At 68.3% G+C, this 16,653-nt stretch carries 13 protein-coding genes; 9 read left to right on the forward strand and 4 right to left on the reverse strand.

What is annotated here, in order from left to right; all coding sequences use genetic code 11:
• Positions 1–620: 620 nt before the first annotated feature.
• Genes KF833_07280 through KF833_07295 form a run of 4 tightly spaced genes read left to right on the forward strand, consistent with a single transcriptional unit; the run spans position 621 to position 4,618 of the window.
• Entirely contained in the window at positions 621–2,138 is a 1,518-nt protein-coding gene (locus KF833_07280; protein MBX3745096.1) for a hypothetical protein, read from the forward strand.
• Entirely contained in the window at positions 2,119–2,862 is a 744-nt protein-coding gene (locus tag KF833_07285; protein ID MBX3745097.1) for an ABC transporter permease, read from the forward strand. Before KF833_07280 ends, KF833_07285 begins: the two co-directional genes overlap by 20 nt.
• Positions 2,862–3,620 (forward strand): ATP-binding cassette domain-containing protein, encoded by a 759-nt coding sequence (locus KF833_07290; GenBank protein MBX3745098.1) that lies wholly within the window; start codon positions 2,862–2,864, stop codon positions 3,618–3,620. Before KF833_07285 ends, KF833_07290 begins: the two co-directional genes overlap by 1 nt.
• Positions 3,621–3,625: 5 nt before the next feature.
• Positions 3,626–4,618 (forward strand): MCE family protein, encoded by a 993-nt coding sequence (locus KF833_07295; protein ID MBX3745099.1) that lies wholly within the window; start codon positions 3,626–3,628, stop codon positions 4,616–4,618.
• On the opposite strand, the gene tgt is transcribed toward KF833_07295, so the two are convergent.
• The gene (gene tgt / locus KF833_07300; GenBank protein ID MBX3745100.1) at positions 4,570–5,790 is read right to left on the reverse strand and encodes a tRNA guanosine(34) transglycosylase Tgt; all 1,221 of its coding nucleotides are present in this window, start codon (positions 5,788–5,790) and stop codon (positions 4,570–4,572) included. The two genes, KF833_07295 and tgt, sit on opposite strands and share 49 nt — an antisense overlap.
• A gap of 115 nt (positions 5,791–5,905) precedes the next feature.
• On the opposite strand from tgt, the gene KF833_07305 reads away from it, so the two are divergent.
• Entirely contained in the window at positions 5,906–7,753 is a 1,848-nt protein-coding gene (locus tag KF833_07305) for a hypothetical protein (protein ID MBX3745101.1), read from the forward strand.
• 48 nt (positions 7,754–7,801) lie between these two features.
• Here KF833_07305 and KF833_07310 read toward each other — a convergent pair whose 3' ends face one another.
• The 3 genes from KF833_07310 to KF833_07320 all read right to left on the reverse strand — a co-directional run bounded on the left by KF833_07310 (position 7,802) and on the right by KF833_07320 (position 11,490).
• A complete protein-coding gene (locus tag KF833_07310; protein MBX3745102.1) occupies positions 7,802–10,132 on the reverse strand; it encodes a heavy metal translocating P-type ATPase in 2,331 nt (776 codons plus the stop codon).
• Entirely contained in the window at positions 10,050–10,643 is a 594-nt protein-coding gene (locus KF833_07315; GenBank protein MBX3745103.1) for a hypothetical protein, read from the reverse strand. The genes KF833_07310 and KF833_07315 overlap by 83 nt, the downstream gene beginning before the upstream one ends.
• A 241-nt stretch (positions 10,644–10,884) precedes the next feature.
• Positions 10,885–11,490, reverse strand: coding sequence for a helix-turn-helix transcriptional regulator (locus KF833_07320; protein ID MBX3745104.1), 606 nt, complete (start codon positions 11,488–11,490; stop codon positions 10,885–10,887).
• 144 nt (positions 11,491–11,634) lie between these two features.
• Here KF833_07320 and tdh point away from each other — a divergent pair, with 144 nt between their 5' ends.
• From tdh to KF833_07340, 4 genes are all read left to right on the forward strand, one after another.
• Positions 11,635–12,687 carry an L-threonine 3-dehydrogenase gene (gene tdh, locus KF833_07325; protein ID MBX3745105.1) on the forward strand — a complete coding sequence of 351 codons (1,053 nt, stop codon included), beginning with the start codon at positions 11,635–11,637 and terminating at the stop codon, positions 12,685–12,687.
• Positions 12,684–13,868 (forward strand): glycine C-acetyltransferase, encoded by a 1,185-nt coding sequence (locus tag KF833_07330; protein ID MBX3745106.1) that lies wholly within the window; start codon positions 12,684–12,686, stop codon positions 13,866–13,868. The genes tdh and KF833_07330 overlap by 4 nt, the downstream gene beginning before the upstream one ends.
• A 28-nt stretch (positions 13,869–13,896) precedes the next feature.
• Positions 13,897–14,550 (forward strand): trimeric intracellular cation channel family protein, encoded by a 654-nt coding sequence (locus tag KF833_07335; GenBank protein ID MBX3745107.1) that lies wholly within the window; start codon positions 13,897–13,899, stop codon positions 14,548–14,550.
• Between the two features lie 158 nt (positions 14,551–14,708).
• Complete coding sequence (locus tag KF833_07340; GenBank protein MBX3745108.1) at positions 14,709–16,592, forward strand: PIG-L family deacetylase; 1,884 nt, start codon at positions 14,709–14,711, stop codon at positions 16,590–16,592.
• Positions 16,593–16,653 lie beyond the last annotated feature (61 nt).

Raw genomic sequence — 16,653 nt, forward strand, 5'->3', positions numbered from 1 at the left:
GGTGCCGGACCCCCATTGGGTTTTGGGTTGGCAAACATCTTCTTCCCAGAGATACGCAGCCCCCGGCTGGGGATGAGCCCCCGTCCGGGGATGAGCCATATCCCGCAGCGGGACCTGTCGCGGCAGTAGGTGCTTCCCCGAGTCCATCGCCCCCCCCGGCGTGCCGCCCTGTTCCGATGTCCGACAAACAATGTCAGGCATTTAGTTGCTGTCGGCGCGGATACTCCAAGAAACCCCATCGGGCCGCTGGGGGAGGGCTTTGCTCTGGATGGTCAACTTTACACTGCGGTTATTAAAATGCCGGTCTCACTATTTTTGGAACGAACTCCCGGGTCCGTGCCTTTCGCGGATCGTCAACAGTAAAAAGTCAGGCTCATTAAACCACCTCTGGCGGGCCGTCAGCCTAGGCAGAAAGTCAACAGTACAATGCCGGTCCCACTATTCTGGCGAGTTCCACGAGGCTGTAACGGGGGGTGGGCTGTGGGTTATGGATTCGCGGAACTCGTCGCTCCGATTCGCTGCCTCCTCGCCCACAACCTGGGGGATGCACCGACTGTGGGGAGGAGCGCCGATTTCGGCTTCGTTCCGGGCGAAGGGCCGGGTTAGATCGCGCCGTTCCGATGACGAACGCTTTGCGCCGTTTCGCCCGCCGTCGCCTTTCCGGCCTCGGGGGGTGGGTGCTGCTGGCGTTGGGGATCGGGGTGGGAGGGCTGTCCTGGGGGGGGGAACCGCGGGCGCCTTGGGTGGCGGCGGGGCCGCTGTTCCAGACCTTCCCGCTGGCGCTGGAACCGGGGGACGGGGTCGAGGCGCTGGGACCGTTGTTTTACCGGAGGGAGGGGGAGGACGAGACGTTGTGGGCGGTGCCGCCGGTGGTCTCGGTGCTGCGGTCGGATGATGGCGAGCGGGTGCAGGTGCTGGTGCTGCCTCCGCTGTTCACGTGGCGGCGGTACGGGGAGGACATGCGCTGGCAACTGGTCCAGTGGATCAATGGGTCGCGGTTGGAGCGCATTGACGAGGACCGGGAGGTGCGGCGGTTCAACCTGTTCCCATTCTGGTTCTACCAGGACGCACCGGATCCGGAGCAGGACTATTGGGCGTTGTTTCCGTTTTACGGGACGCTGCGGAACCGGATGTTCCGGGACGAGGCGGAGTTTGTTCTGTTTCCCTTGTGGCTGAAGACGCGGAAGGGGACGATGACCACGCGGAACGTGTTGTTTCCGGTGGTGCATACGCGGGAGGGTCCGGGATTGCGGGGGTGGCAGGTGTGGCCGCTGGTCGGGCATGAACGGCGGGCACCGGGGGTCCGGACCAATGTGGTGGACGAGATCGAGGTGGTGCCCGGGCACGACAAGACGTTTGCCCTGTGGCCGGTCTTTTTCCGGAACCGGCTTGGTCTGGGCACGGAATCGCCGGCCCGGGTGGATGCGGCGCTGCCGCTGTTCTACGCCGAGCGGTCGCCGGCCCGGGACCACACGTCGGTTTTGTGGCCGCTGGTCTCGTGGACGGAGAACCGCGAGGAGCGGTTCCGGCAGTGGAACGCGCCCTGGCCGCTCGTCGGGTTCGCGCGGGGCGAGGGCAAGACGCTGGACCGGGTGATCCCGTTTTTCAGTGTGGGCCGGACGGAGACGTTCGAGTCGGAGTCGTATCTGTGGCCGCTGTACCGGCGGCGCCATCTGATGACCGAATCGATCGACCGTGACCGGCGGCAGTGGGCGGTGTTTCTCTACGTGGACCTGCGGGAGCAGAATCTGGAGACCGGGCGGACGGCGCGGCGGATCGACTCGTGGCCCCTGTTTTCGTGGAGCCGTTCGCCCGAGGGGGTGGAGCGGTGGCAGGGATTGTCGGTGATGGAGCCATTGCGGCGGGGGGCGGGGATCGAGCGCAACTGGTCACCGGTATGGGGGCTGTGGCGGGGGGAGCACGATGGTCGGACGGGGAAGGGGAACCGGTCGATTCTGTGGAATGTGTACCGACGGGATTACGAAGCCGCGATGTCGCGGACCTCGTTTCTGTTCGGATTGGTGCAGTGCGAACGGACCGTCGCGGGGCGGCGGTGGAAGTGGTTTCATTTCGGGTCACGCCACGGGGGCGGGGCCGCAACCGAGGAGCGAGCGAGCGATGTTCCGGACGATCGGTGAGATCATGGTGCTGGGTGGGCGGACGGCGTCGGCTTTGCCGCAGACGTGGCGGCAGCGCCGGAAGGTGGCCGAGCAGTTGTTCGAGATCGGCAATGCGAGCCTGTTCATGGCCTGCATGCTGTCGCTGTTCATCGGCGGGGTCCTGGCGCTGCAGAGCGGGCCGAGGCTGGCGGAGCGGGGGATTTCGTCGATGCTGGGCGGCCTGGTGGGATTGTCGATGGCGGAGGAACTGGCGCCGGTGATGATGTCGATCCTGATCGCCGGGCGGGTCGGGTCGGCGATGGCCGCGGAGATCGGGTCGATGCGGGTGTACCAGGAGATCGATGCGCTGCGGACGATGAACATCAACCCGATCCACTACCTGGTGCTGCCGCGCCTGGTGGCGATCACGGTGGGGTTGCCGATGCTGGTGGTGTTTTCGATGCTGGTCGGCTGGACGGGCGGGGCGCTGGTGGCCATGGGCAACCCGGCGATCGGGATCAGCGGGGCCGAGTATTTCAACAACCTGGGCGAGACGGTGGAGCGGTTCGACATTGCCAAGGGGCTCATCAAGAGCGTGGTGTTTTCGGTGGCCGTCGGGCTGGTGTCATGCAACCAGGGATTGCGGACGTCCGGGGGTCCGCGGGGGATCGGGAAGGCGGTGACGCAGGCGGTGGTGCAGTCGATCGTGCTGATCCTGATGCTGGATTACGCCCTGACCCGGACGCTGCTGATCTTCGATTGATGAACGCGAAGCAACACAGGGTGGGGGTCGAGATCCGCGGTCTGCGGAAGGGGTTTGGCGGTGTCGAGGTCCTGCGTGGGATCGACCTCACGATCGAGCCGGGCGAGGTGTTCGTCCTGATGGGCCCCAGCGGGAGCGGCAAGACGGTGCTGTTGCGCCAGATCATCGGGCTGGACCGGCCGGATGCGGGGGAGGTTCGTGTGGACGGGGAGCCGGTCCAGTCCGACGGGCTGGCGGGGCGGGTGCGGATGGCGATGGTATTCCAGTCGGCGGCGCTGCTGAACTCGCTGACCGTAGGGGAGAACGTGGGGTTGTACCTGACGGAGCATCGTCTGCAGCCGCATGCGGTGGTGGAGCGGATTGTGTCGGAGAAGCTGCACCTGCTGGGGTTGTCGGGGGCGGAGGGCAAGCTGCCCGCCGAGCTGTCCGGGGGGATGCGCAAGCGGGTGGCGATTGCCCGGGCGCTGGTGATGGAACCTCAGTTGCTGCTGTACGACGAGCCGACCAGCGAACTGGATCCGCTGCGGACGGCGACCATCGGGCGGGAGATCCGGAACCTGAACCGGCGCCTTGGGGTGACGTCGATCGTGGTAACGCACGACCGCGATCTGGCGATGGGGGTGGGGCATCGGATCGCCTTTCTGCATGAGGGTGCGGTGCGGTTTGTCGGGACACCCGAGGGATTGAGCGCCAGCGAGGACACCCTGATCCGCGATTTTCTGACCGTCGATTTCAACGCCACCTCCGTCTCCGACTGAATGCCATGAAAAGTTCGCTTGAAACCCGGTTGGGCGTGTTCTTCGCCCTTGTCATCCTGGCCGCCGTCGTGCTGCTCGAAGTGTCCGGTGGATTGACCTTCTTCCGGAAGGCGACCCATGTGCGGGCCCGGTTCGATGCGGTGAACGAGCTGCAGCCCGGCGCCCCGGTGAAGCTGGCGGGGGTGCCGGTCGGGCAGGTCCGCGGTGTTGCCATCGAGGACAACAAGGTGGTGGTCACGATGCGGCTGCGAGCGGACGTGGATGTGCGGACGGACAGCCGGGCGATCATCCGGTTCGCCGGGCTGATGGGGCAGAACTACGTCGCGCTCACGTTTGGATCGCCCGGGGCGCCGCGGGTGACGGAGGGGACGGAGCTGGCGGCCGAGACGCTGCCCGATCTGGGCGAGATCATGGCCAAGCTGGATGCGGCGGCGTCGGGGGTTGGGAACATCACGAACCTGTTTGGCGGCGACAATTTCCAGAACCTGCTGGGTCCCTTCACGGACTTTCTGCGGGACAACAGTCCGCGGCTGACGGCCATCCTGGGGAATCTCCAGGTGGTCTCGAAGCAGATTGCGGACGGGGAGGGGACCATCGGGAAGCTGGTGAGCGACGATGCGCTGTACACGGCGGCGATCGGCACCATCACCAACATGAACGACGTGGCGGTGCAGATTCAGGCATTGAGCGGGGACGCCCAGGCGGCGGTGGCCGAGGCGCGGCAGATGGTGGCGGACGTCAGCGCCGGGCAGGGGACGCTGGGCCGTCTGATGCGGGACGAGGCGCTCTACCGGGAGACCACGGAGGCGATGACCAGCCTTCGGGAGATTCTCGGGAAGATCAACCAGGGCCAGGGGCTGGCGGGCAAGGTCGTCAATGACGAGACCTTCTTCAAGAGCGTGAAGGGCACCCTGCAGAAGGTGGAGAAGGCCACCGACGGCCTCGAGGATCAGGGTCCGATCTCCGTGCTGGGAACGGTGATCGGAACGTTGTTCTGAGATCCCGCCTGCCCGGAGTCGGTCGGGGCGGGACGCTGGGCGTCGGCCGAGCGGGCGGCGAGGACGCGCCGGGTGGGGATGTAGCGGGCGAGGTACTCGCGGTGGAACTCCCCGAAGGTGCCGGCCTGCAGGTGCTGGCGGACCTCGGCCATGAGGCGGAGGTAGAGGTGGGTGTTGTGGACGCTGACCATGCGCAGGCCGAGGATTTCATCAACGTTGAGCAGGTGGCGGATGTAGGCGCGGGTGAAGCGCTGGCAGCAGAAGCAGTCGCAGCCCTCTTCGAGTGGACGGAAATCCATGCGGTTGTAGCCGGCCTTGGCATTGAAGGCTCCCTGGTGGGTGTAGGCGGTGCCGTTGCGGGCGACGCGGGTGGGGAGGACGCAGTCGAACATGTCCACGCCGCGGGCGATGAGCTGGATCATCTGGGCGGGTGTGCCGAGGCCCATGGCGTAACGCGGTTTGGCCGGGGGAAGGTGGGGTTCGGTCATCTCGATCGCCCGCAGCATGTCGGGTTCGGGTTCCCCGACGCTCACCCCGCCGATGGCATAGCCGTCGAAGTCGAGGCCGACGAGTTCGCGGGCGCAGCGTTCGCGGAGTCCGGGGTGGGTGCCGCCCTGGACGATGCCGAAGACGCGTTGACCCTCGGCGCGGGGTTGTTCGCGGCATTCGCGCGCCCAGCGCAGGGTTCGCTGGACGGCGGCCTCGACGTCGCGGACCGGGGCGCCTGCGGGGGGGCAGTCGTCGAAGACCATGGCGATGTCGGAACCCAGCACGCGCTGGATGTGCATGGATTCGCGGGGGCCGAGGAAGAGGGGGGAGCCGTCGAGGTGACTGCGGAAGGCGACGCCGTGTTCCTCGATCCTGCGGATTTTGGCGAGGCTGAAGACCTGGAATCCGCCGCTGTCGGTGAGGATCGGCAGGGACCAGTTCATGAAGCGGTGCAGACCCCCGGCCGCCTCGATGACGTCGAGCCCGGGGCGGACGAAGAGGTGGTAGGTGTTGCCGAGGATGATCTGGGTGCCGGATTCGAGGAGTTCGCGGGGGTCGAGGGCCTTGACGGAAGCCTGGGTGCCAACGGGCATGAACGTGGGCGTGTCGATGACTCCGCGGGCGGTGGTCAGTCGGCCCAATCGTGCGCGGGTCCCGGAGTCCGTCGTCAGGAGTTCGAACATCGGCGCGATGAGGCCACAATCCGGGTCTGTTGCCGAGCGGGGAGGGGGGCGGAGGATTTCCGGTGTCCGGGCCGGGGGAAGCGGGTAGGGTGACGGGCACTGCGTGGAAACACCGATGGAGACACCAACGTTGCGGCAGCGGCTGGCGCTGCGGCTGGAGGGTTATCCGCTGCTGCGGATGCTGGTCTTGGACCGGGCGTTTTTCTGGGCGTTCCTGGTGGTGACCGGAGGCATTGCGGGACTGGCGCTGGCGCTGCCGAAGGTCTGGCGGACGACGCCCCGGGATTTCCCGCGGGGCACGGTCAAGATCAGCCTGCTGGACCTGGGCCAGGCGTGGTCCCTGGGGCGGGCGGCGCGGCGGGCGGAGGCCCGTGGGGACCACGACGGGGCGATGCTGGCGTGGCGGGGGGCCCTGGTGAACAACCTGGGGGATCCGGACCGGCACCGGGATTTGCTGGTGCATTTGCGGGAGGTGCCGGAGGCGCGTCCGGATCACGTGACGGCGGCGTTGTTCAGCAGCACATGGTTGCTGGCGTTGACGGGGACGAACGTATCGGACCTGGAACTGGCGGCGGACGTATTGGAGAAGTATCGCGTGGCGGGGTACGGGCTGGATCTGCTGGAGGCTTCTAAGCTGGAGGCGGAGGCGAAGCTGGCGGCGGTTCGGGCGCGCTGCCTGTTTTCGGTGGGGCGGGTGGAGGCGTTCCTGGCGTTGTGGGAGGCGAATGCGACGGCGTGGGGGGCGGATGCCCGGCAGCGGCTGTACCACGATGCATGGCGGGCGGGTTGGGACACGGGGACACCGGCGGTGGAGGCGTTGCTGCGGTTGAAGGAGGCGACACGGGAAGGGGGAAACCTGGGGCTGACGGCGGCGCGCATGGTGTTGACGGCGGGGACGCGACGGGGGACGCCGGACGACGTGGCGCTGGCATTGGACCGACTGGAGGAGGGGCGTGCGGCGTCGGTGACGCAGCACGCGATGTACTGGCGGTTTCTGGCGTCGGTCGGAGACCTCGAGAAGGCGCGGGAGAAGGCGCGATCGTACGAGGGGACGCCGCGGTTGCCGACGGACGCGGCGGAGTATGCGGCGGTGCTGGCGGCGCTGGGGTTTCGGGACGAGGCGATCCGGTTTCTCGAAGGCAACCTGGGCCGCCTGGGAACGCATCCGTCGGTCTGGGAGGTGTACCTGTCGATCCTGATCGACGCGCGGCGATGGAACGACGTGCGTCGGGCGGCGAACCAGGTGAGGACGCAGACGGCGAGCTTCGAGATGGCGCGGATCCTGGCGGAGTTTGCGGAGTACCGGGCGGAATCGGGGGACGGGCGGGATCACATGGCGGACACGTTGGCGCGACGTTTGGGGCAGGTGCCGATCCTGGACGGCGGGATGGCGATGCGGATTGCGGACACGCTGCTGCGGGACGGGCGGGCGGAGCCGGCGTTGGGGCTGTTGCGGAGGAAGCGGACGGAGATGGCCGGGATGCTGCCGTACTGGCAGCTGGTTTTTGCGGCGGCGTTGTCGGCGCGGGACCTGGAGGGGATGCAGGAATCGACGCTGGAGATGCTGCGGCTGGCACCGAACAGCCCGGTGGCGCTGAGCAACCGGGCGGCGATGCTGATCGCGCTGGAGGAGAAATCTCCGGAGGCGCTGGAGATCACCTTCCGGCTGGTGACGCAGTATCCGAACGCGGCGGCGTTTCAGATCAACCATGCGTTTGCGCTGCTGTTGAACCAGAGGGTGAACGAGGCGTGGGAGATTCTGCGCCGCTTGGATCCGGGCCGGCTGGACCGGCAGGCGGCCTCGGCGTTCCATTTGGCGGTGACGGAGGCGCGTTACGCGAGGGGCGAGTATGCGGAGGCCCTGGAGGCGTCGGACCGGGTGCAACCGGGATTGATACTGCCGCCCCAGGCGCGGCGGCTGGAGCGTTTGCGACAGGAACTGCGGACGCGGGTTCGGGGGTAGGGAGGCGATGCATCCGCGGTGGCGTCCGGAAGGCGACCCGTTCCGGGATCACCTGGGGAGCGACCGGGACCGGGCGGGGAAGAGGAGGCGGAGGCTGTTGAGGACGACGAGGACGGTGCTGCCTTCGTGGCCGAGCACGCCATGGGAGAGGGGGAGGCGGGCGGCGATGGCGAGGACGGCGAGGACGGCGAGGGTGCCGAGGGAGATGACGAGGTTCTGGCGGATGATGCGTCGGGCGCGGCGGCTGAGGTGGTGGGCGTGGCGGACGTTTTCGAGGCGGTCGTGCATGAGGACGACGTCGGCCTGTTCGAGTGCGGCGTCGGAGCCGCGGGCGCCCATGGCGATGCCGACATGGGCGGCGGCGAGGGCGGGGGCGTCGTTGACACCATCACCGACCATGGCGACGCGGCGGCCCTGACGGGACCAGGCGGCGATGGCGGCCACTTTTTGTTCCGGGCGGAGTTCGGCGCGGACTTCGTCGAGGTCGAGATGGCGCTGGAGGTGATCGGCCGTGGAATGGCGGTCGCCGGTGAGGGCGACGGTATGGAGTCCGTGTGCGCGGAGATCGGCGACAACCTCGCGGGCCTGGGGTCGGATATCGTCGCGGAGGAGGAGGCGTCCGACGAGGGGTCCGTGGCGGAGCCAGACTTCGGAGGTGCCCGGTTGGGGCGGGGGCGGTTCGGGCGCGTCCGGGTGGGAACCTTCGAGGACAAAGTCGCGACGTCCGAGGCGGAGATCGAGGTCGTCGAGGCGGGCGGTGGCGCCCTCGCCGGGCACGGCTTCGAGGTGGTGGACGGGCGGGGGTTGGAGGCCGAGACGTTTGCCGTGGCGGACGATGGCGCGGGCGAGGGGATGGGTGGAGAGGCGTTCGACGCCGAAGGCGAGGCGGGTGACGTCCGTTTCGCGGCCGGGAGGAAAGCTTTCGACGGCATCGACGCGCAGTTCGCCGGTGGTGAGGGTGCCGGTCTTGTCCATGGCGACGACATCGATGTCGGCGAGTTTTTCGACGGCCGCTCCACCGCGGAAGAGGATGCCATGGCGGGCGCCGTGGGCGATGGCGGCGAGGATGGCGGAAGGGATGGAGAGGACGAGGGCGCAGGGGGAGGCGACGACGAGGAGGGTCATGGCCAGGTAAAAGGCGCTGGGGCGGTCGGGGGCGCCGATCCACGGAGGGCGGCCGGCGGCCCACCAGACGAGGAACATGAGGACGGTGAGGCCCAGGATCCCGACGGTGTAGCCGGTGCCGAAGCGGTCGGTGAACCGTTGGGAGGGGGCTTTGAGGCGCTGGGAATCGCGGATGAGGCGGATGATGCGCTGGAGGGCGCTGGATTCGGCGGGGCGGAGGGCGATGGCTTCGACGGAGCCCCAGAGGTTGAGGGTGCCGCCGAGGACGGTGTCGCCGATCTGTTTGTCCACGGGAACGGCTTCGCCGGTGAGGTTGGATTCGTCGGCGGCGGTCCTGCCGAGGGCGATCTCGGCATCGACGGGGAAGAGGTCGCCGGGTTTGAGCAGGAGCCGGTCGCCGGGGCGGAGGTGGTCGACGGGGACGAGGTGTTCGGAGGCATCGGGTCCGAGGACGACGGCTTCGCGGGGGGCCGTGCGGATGAGGGAGCGGATTTCGCGATGGGTGCGGCCTAGGGCGTAGCTTTCGAGGGCACCGGAGAGGGAGAAGAGGAAGAGGAGGATGGCGCCTTCGCCCCAGGCGCCGATGGAGGCGGCGCCGGCGGCGACGGCGAGCATGAGGAAATGGATGTCGAGGTGACGCTGGCGCAGGCGTTCCCAGACCTCGACGGCGGGGAACCAGGCGCCGGCGAGGTAGGCGGCGGCGAAGGCGGACGGGGCGAGGGGATGGGTTCCGAGGAAGGCCCCGAGGAGGCCCAGGGCGCCACACAGGAGGGCGGCGACGATCTGGGGTTTCCACTCCTGTTCGGAGGCCTCGCTGTCGGGGAGGCGGACCTGACGGGGCACCAGGCGCGGGAACGGCTGGTCGCGCCAGCGCCAGAAGCGCGGGGCGGTGGGGCAGGTGACGCGGGCGACGGTGGTGGAGCCGGGCTGGTGCTGGACGGTGAGGCGGCTGTTGGCGAGGGGCTGGTCGGCCGCCGGGCAATCCGCGCAGTCGGAGGCCCCGGAGAGCAGGGCGCAACCTGGTCCATCGGGATCGGCCGCGCCGGCGTCGGCGAGCTGGCGGGCCAGGCGGTCGGCGAAGGGGGTACCGACATCGCCGAAGGTGGCGACCGAGAGGGATCCGGCCGCGTGGTCCACCTTCACGGCCTCGAGGGCCGGCTGGGATTCGAGTTCACGGGCAACGATCCGGACGAGGCAGAGGTCCGTCTGGGTTCGGGCCGGGGACGGCGGGTTCGTGGACGGAAGGGGGTCCATCGAGGGGGGCAGTATCCGCGGCAACGGGTGGCGAGGCAAGGGGGTGGATCGGGCTGGCGTTGATGCTGGTCAGGGCATCCTTGAGGGCGGGGAGGACGGCCTGGTCCTTGGGCCGATTGGAGGCGGTCTTGCTTGCGATGATCCGGGCCAGAGGCAACACGGGGAGGGAGAGGCCGGCAACGCGTATCGGGATCGCATCCTCGAATTCGCGGGCGAAACCTCTCAGCCCATCCATTCTCAGGACGATGTCGAATGGATCCGAGCCTGGGCCGGCGAGCATTGGGGGATTGAGATCAAAGGGCGGCACGTAGGCGGCGCCGACTTCCCGAAGCGCGGCCGCCATGCGCTGATCAGCAAGGTCTTCGAACCACAGATCGATGTCTTGAGTGACCACAGGAGCTCCCTGCAAGGCGGCGGCCGAGAGGCCGACGACCAGGAACCGGACCTGGTGACGGGTGAGGGATTCCAGGAGGATCCGCTCAGCGTCGGAAAGCGGCAAAACCTCGGCCACGTTGGAGACTCCTTGCCAGCCGCTGGTCGGGGCTGCGTTCGAGGCAGATCAAGGTCCACCGAACATGTTCGGGGTCGGCTTCCGGATGCCGGGCCACGACGGCCGCGACCCGCTCGGCGAGGCGTCTTCCCCAGGCCACGGGGTCTTCGTCTGGGCTGGGTGCCTGGGAATCGGGGCGCATCGGGAGGGAGGGTAGTTCCTTGGAAGGCGGCAAGTCGAGCGATCCCCGGATGGGGGAAAGTCACCGATAGATATCCACGAGGTAGGCGACAGCCTCGGTGCGGCCCTGGTTGAGGATGGCGTGGGGGACGTCGGCGCGGTAGCTGGCGGAGTCGCCATGGGCGAGTTCCTCGACGTCGTCGCCGGATTCGAGCCGGAGGCGGCCTTTGACCACGGTGAGGTACTCGCGGGTGCCGGCGAAGTGGGGGGCGCTGCGAAGGGCGCCTCCGGGGCCGAGGCGGATTTCGTAGAACTCGACGTCCTTTTCGAGGTTGAGGGGGGAGAGGGTGCGGATCCGGCAGTCGGGGTCGGAGCGGAAGAGGTGGGTTTTGTCGTCGCTGCGGATGGTCTGGATGGACGACTGGGCGGAGGGGGATTCGAGGAGTTCGGCGAGCGTCATCTGGAAGGCCTGGGCGATGCGGCAGGTGACGGCGAGGGTGGGGTTGGCCTCGTGGCGTTCGATCTGGCTGAGCATGGAACGGCTGACGCCGGAGGCGGCGGCGAGCTGGTCGAGGGACCAGTCGCGCCGTTTGCGGAGGTCACGGACACGGCGGCAGAGGTGGGCGCTGACGGCATCGGGTGGCGATTGGGGCGTTGCTTGGGGCGGGACCGGATCGGGGGGTGTCATATATCCGATATAATGGAGAAAAGTCTTGCAGGGCGGAGGTGATTCTTCCGATATTGCGCATGCGCATCCGCCATTTCGGAGCAATCAAGCCGGAGCCGGGAATGGGTGCAAGGCGAAAGGCCGGGGGGGCGGGCGCGAACGCACATGAAGGCACTTGTGAAATCCAGGAGCGAGCCCGGGTTGTGGCTCGAGGACATCCCGCAACCGGAGATCGGCATCAACGACGTTCTGATCCGGGTTCACAAGACCGGGATCTGCGGGACGGATCTGCACATCTGGAAGTGGGATGCGTGGGCGCGGAGGACGATACCGGTGCCGATGGCGGTGGGGCACGAGTTTGTGGGGGAGATTGTGGAGGTGGGGGCGAACGTGCACGATTTCTTTCCCGGGCAGGTGGTGAGCGGGGAGGGGCATGTGGTCTGCGGGCGGTGCCGGAACTGCCTGGCGGGGCGGCGTCACCTGTGTGCGGACACGAAGGGGGTGGGGGTGAACCGGGCCGGGGCGTTTGCGGAGTATCTGGCGTTGCCGATGACGAACGTGTGGGTGCATGCGCCGGAGGTGGACCGGGAGGTGGCGTCGATCTTCGATCCGTTTGGAAACGCGGTGCACACGGCCCTTTCCTTCAGTGTGCTGGGCGAGGATGTGCTGGTGACCGGGGCGGGGCCGATCGGGATCATGGGGGCGGCGATTGCGCGGCATGCGGGGGCGCGGTACGTGGTGATCACCGACGTGAATCCGTGGCGGCTGGAACTGGCGCGGCGGGTTGGGGTGACGCGGGCCGTGGATGTGCGGAAGGAGAGTTTGAAGGACGTGCAGCGGGAGCTGGGGATGAAGGAGGGGTTTGACGTGGGGTTGGAGATGTCGGGGAACCCGAAGGCGTTCTCGGAGATGATCGGGGCGATGGCGCACGGGGGGAAGATTGCGCTTCTCGGAATCCCGGCCGAGCCGATGGCGATCGACTGGAACGCGGTGATTTTCAACATGCTGACGATCAAGGGGATTTACGGGCGGGAGATGTACGAGACGTGGTACAAGATGACGGTGATGTTGCAGAGCGGCCTGGATATCCGGCCGGTGATCACGCACCGGTTCCGGTGCGAGGATTTCCGGGGAGCCTTCGAGGTGGCGTTGTCGGGGGAGTCGGGGAAGGTGATTCTCGACTGGGAACACGTTGGAGGACCGGGGGGGCGGGAATGAGCGCGCGGTTCCTGGCGCATCTCGAGGAGCAACTGGCCGGGATCCGTTCGGCCGGGTTGTACAAGTCGGAGCGGGTCATCGCGACGCCCCAGGGGGTGCGGGTGCGGGTGGGGGAGGGGGCACCGGTGCTGAATCTGTGCGCCAACAATTATCTTGGGCTGGCCCAGCATCCGGCGGTGCGGGAGGCGGCGCGGGAGGGGTTGGAGCGGTGGGGTTACGGGATGGCGAGCGTGCGGTTCATCTGCGGGACGCAGGGGGTGCACAAGGAACTCGAGGGGCGGCTGAGCGCCTTCCTGGGAACCGAGGATACGATCCTGTACACGAGCTGCTGGGATGCCAACGGCGGGGTGTTCGAGACGCTGCTGGGACCCGAGGATGCGGTGGTGTCGGATGAACTGAACCACGCCTCGATCATCGACGGGATCCGGTTGTGCAAGGCCCGGCGGCTGCGGTACCGGAACAACGATGCGGCGGATCTGGAGGCGAAGTTGAGGGAGGCGGCGGACGCGCGGTTCCGGCTGATCGTCACCGACGGGGTGTTCAGCATGGACGGGATCGTGGCGGATCTGGGGGCGGTCTGCGACCTGGCGGAACGGCACGACGCGCTGGTGATGGTGGACGACTCGCACGCGGTGGGGTTTGTGGGGCGGCGCGGCCGGGGGACGCACGAATTGCACGGCGTCATGGGCCGGGTGGACATCCTGACCGGGACGCTGGGGAAGGCGTTGGGCGGGGCGAGCGGCGGATACACCAGCGGGCGTCGGGAGATTGTCGAGATGCTGCGTCAGCGGTCGCGTCCGTACCTGTTCAGCAACACCGTGGCGCCGCCCATTGCAGCGGGATCGATCCGGGCGCTGGAGTTGCTGGAAGGTTCGACGGAGCTTCGGGACCGGCTGGAGGCGAACACGCGGTTGTTCCGGGAGGGGCTGGCGCGGATCGGATTGCGGACGGTGCCCGGGGAGCATCCGATCGTGCCGATCCTGCTGGGGGAGGCGACGGTGGCGCAGCGGTTCGCGGAGGCGATGCTGGCGCGGGGGGTGTACGTGGTGGGGTTCTTTTATCCGGTGGTGCCGCAGGGGAAGGCGCGGATCCGGACGCAGATGTCGGCGGGCCACACGCGGGAGGATCTGGAATTCGCGCTGGAGCAGTTTGCCGCGGTGAAGGCGGAACTGGGCGTGTGAACGGGGCGTTGCGCCCGGAGGAGGGGGGATGAACCTGGCGGATCCGACGACGCTGTACATCGGGTTGCAGCATGTGGGGGTGGCGATCAGCGCGATCTCGGGCGTGCTGGCGGCGCGTGGGCGCGGGGTGGATTTGTTCGGGGTGGTGGTGCTGGCGCTGGTGACGGCCCTGGGCGGGGGGACGTTGCGGGACATCTGCCTGGGGGCGACGCCGGTCTTCTGGATTGCGGACTGGCGGTATGCGCTGACGGCGGCGGGGACGGGGATTGCGGCCTTTTGGTGGGTGCGACACCTGGGGCCGGTCTTGAAGTGGTACGAGGTGGCGGATGCGGGGGCGTTGGCGCTGTTCACGATCGTGGGGGCGACCAAGACGCTGTGGCTGGGAGCGGACGGATTCAGCGCGGTGGTGATGGGGACGGTGACGGGGGTGGCTGGCGGGGTGTTCCGGGATGTGCTGATGAACGAGCTGCCGCTGGTGTTTCGACCGGAGATCCGGTTGTACGCGACGGCGGCGATCGCGGGGGCGACGGTGTTTGTGGGGTTGAACGGGGTTTGGCCGGGGGCGGATTGGGTGATGCTGGCGGGGGTGGGTACGACGCTGGCGATCCGGTTGGCGGCAATGCGGTGGGAATTGAAGCTGCCGGTGTTTGAGGGGCGGAAGGGGGACGGGGAAGGGCGGTGATCGCGGGAGGGGGTGGAGTTCCATGGGGCCGGAAGGGGCCTGGGGCGATGGGATGGGGACTCGCGGAGCTCGTCCCTCCGGGATGGCGAAGCCCGCCGGGTGGAAGATGCGCCATTGAATGGAAAGGGCGGGGACGGTTGGATGGGGAGGTGATCCCTGTGAAATGCCTGGTCCGGAGGTGCGGTTGGTGGGTGGTGATGGTGCCCTGGCTGGTGGTGGGTGCGGAATGGCCGCCGCGTGGGGCGGCGCTGTTGAAGACCGATCTGATGGGGGTGTTCGCGCATCCGGACGACGAGGTGGGCATGGCGGCGACGGTGGCCCGGTACGCGCTGGGGGAGGGGAAGGGGGTGGCGCATGTGTATGCGACCCGGGGCGAGGGAGGGGGGAACATGGTGGGGACCCACTGGGGCCCGGCGCTCGGGGTGTTGCGGGAGGCGGAGTTGCGGGACTGCCTGCGGCTGCTGGGGGTCCGGTACACGTACTTCCTGGATCAGACCGACTTTTTCTACACGGAAAGCCTGGAGGCGACCCTGCGGGTGTGGGATCGGGAGGAGGCGTTGCGGCGGCTGGTGCGGCTGGTGCGGGCGCTCCGTCCGGAGATCATCGCCACGATGAATCCGGCGCCGCGGGCGGGGCAGCACGGGCATCATCAGGCGGCCGGCGTGCTGGCGACGGAGGCCTTTGCGGCGGCGGCGGATCCGGGGCGGTTTCCGGAGCAGCTCGCGGACGAGGGACTGGGGATCTGGCAGGCACGGCGGTTGGTGTACGGCGGGGTGCAGGGAAGGGATGTGGTGCACGTGGGGGTGACCGATCCCCTGCCCGACGGGCGGATTCCGGCGGATGTGGCGGGGGAGGCGCTGAGTCATCATCGGTCGCAGGGATTTGGCGGATTCGCCGGGGCACCGTGGCTGCGGCGACCGCAGGCGTTCACGCTGGTGAAGAATGCCGTCGCGCACCCATCTGCGGCCTTCGACCTGTTCGCGGGACTGCCGGCGTTCGGTCCACTGGCGTGGGCGGATCCGGGACCGGCACCCGGGAGACCCTTGGTGGCCTTCGTTCCGAGGCCGTCGATCGTGCGATATAGAGAATGGGCGCGGGAACAGGGGCTGGAACATCTGGGTGCGGAGTTCCCGGCCGATCTGCCGGTGGTGGCGGGCGAGGGGAACCTTGTCGAAGTCGAAGTGGCGCCGGAGGTTCCGGATGTCGTGCTGACGGGTTTGAAGTGGGAAGGACCGGAGGGATGGGGATGGAGCGGTCTGCAACGGGGTGGCGAGCCGGGACGTTGGCGGATGGAAGTCGTGCCGCCGGAAGGTGCCCTGGGGAGTGCGGCGGTGCGGTTGCGGGGGGCGATGGCGGGGAAGTCCATCGAGGCCGAAGCGCGGTTGCATGCCGTGCCGCGGGCGCGGGTTCCCCGGGTGCCGGAGGGAGCGATGACGCTGGGGCCGGGCGCGCACTGGGAGGGGGGCGCCCTGCTGGAGATCGGGCCGGACCGGGTGTGGCAGGGGCAGGTCGCCGATGCGGCGGACCATTCGGCGCGGGTGCGGGTGGCGCATGGCGGCGAAACGCTGTGGGTGGAGGTCTTGGTTCGGGACGACGTGGTGGTCTCGAACATCGCGCCGGACGACATCCGGGGTCACTGGCGGAGCGATTCCGTGGAGATTTGTGTGGATCCGGCAGCGGGGGCGGGCGACACGACAGGGACGCTGAAGGTGGGGATATTTCCCTTCGACACGAGCGGACGGGTGCGGGCGGCACGGGACGCGGATGCGCGGCAGGGTCCGGTGGAGTGGACGGCGCCGGGATTGCGGCTGGCGTCGGCACGGATGCCGGACGGCTACCGGGTGGCGGCGGCGATCCCGCTGGCGCTGATCACGGACGGCGGCCCGGTGCCGGGGCGGCTCGGGTTCAACGTGCTGGTGTACGACGGCGACAAGCGCGATGCCGCTCCGGGGGAGAACATCAACAAGTCACGACTGGCCTGGGCGCCCCGTGCGGGGGTGCAGGGACGGCCGGAGGATTGGGGGCGGATCGATCTGGAATGAGTGGAATGTGAATGGTGGGGAGAGGCGCGAGCATCGGGAAGCGTGGCATCGGCGGGTCGGG

It is taken from the genome of Verrucomicrobiia bacterium, from assembly GCA_019634625.1.
Taxonomy (GTDB): Bacteria; Verrucomicrobiota; Verrucomicrobiia; order Limisphaerales; family CAIMTB01; genus CAIMTB01.

Coding starts and splice junctions, on each gene's coding strand:
- KF833_07305 (MBX3745101.1), top strand. CDS start 5,906: ATGGAGACACCAACGTTGCGGCAGCGGCTGGCGCTGCGGCTGGAGGGT.
- KF833_07335 (MBX3745107.1), top strand. CDS start 13,897: ATGAACCTGGCGGATCCGACGACGCTGTACATCGGGTTGCAGCATGTG.
- tdh (MBX3745105.1), top strand. CDS start 11,635: ATGAAGGCACTTGTGAAATCCAGGAGCGAGCCCGGGTTGTGGCTCGAG.
- KF833_07295 (MBX3745099.1), top strand. CDS start 3,626: ATGAAAAGTTCGCTTGAAACCCGGTTGGGCGTGTTCTTCGCCCTTGTC.
- KF833_07280 (MBX3745096.1), top strand. CDS start 621: ATGACGAACGCTTTGCGCCGTTTCGCCCGCCGTCGCCTTTCCGGCCTC.
- KF833_07330 (MBX3745106.1), top strand. CDS start 12,684: ATGAGCGCGCGGTTCCTGGCGCATCTCGAGGAGCAACTGGCCGGGATC.
- KF833_07290 (MBX3745098.1), top strand. CDS start 2,862: ATGAACGCGAAGCAACACAGGGTGGGGGTCGAGATCCGCGGTCTGCGG.
- KF833_07310 (MBX3745102.1), bottom strand. CDS start 10,132: ATGGACCCCCTTCCGTCCACGAACCCGCCGTCCCCGGCCCGAACCCAG.
- KF833_07285 (MBX3745097.1), top strand. CDS start 2,119: ATGTTCCGGACGATCGGTGAGATCATGGTGCTGGGTGGGCGGACGGCG.
- KF833_07320 (MBX3745104.1), bottom strand. CDS start 11,490: ATGACACCCCCCGATCCGGTCCCGCCCCAAGCAACGCCCCAATCGCCA.
- tgt (MBX3745100.1), bottom strand. CDS start 5,790: ATGTTCGAACTCCTGACGACGGACTCCGGGACCCGCGCACGATTGGGC.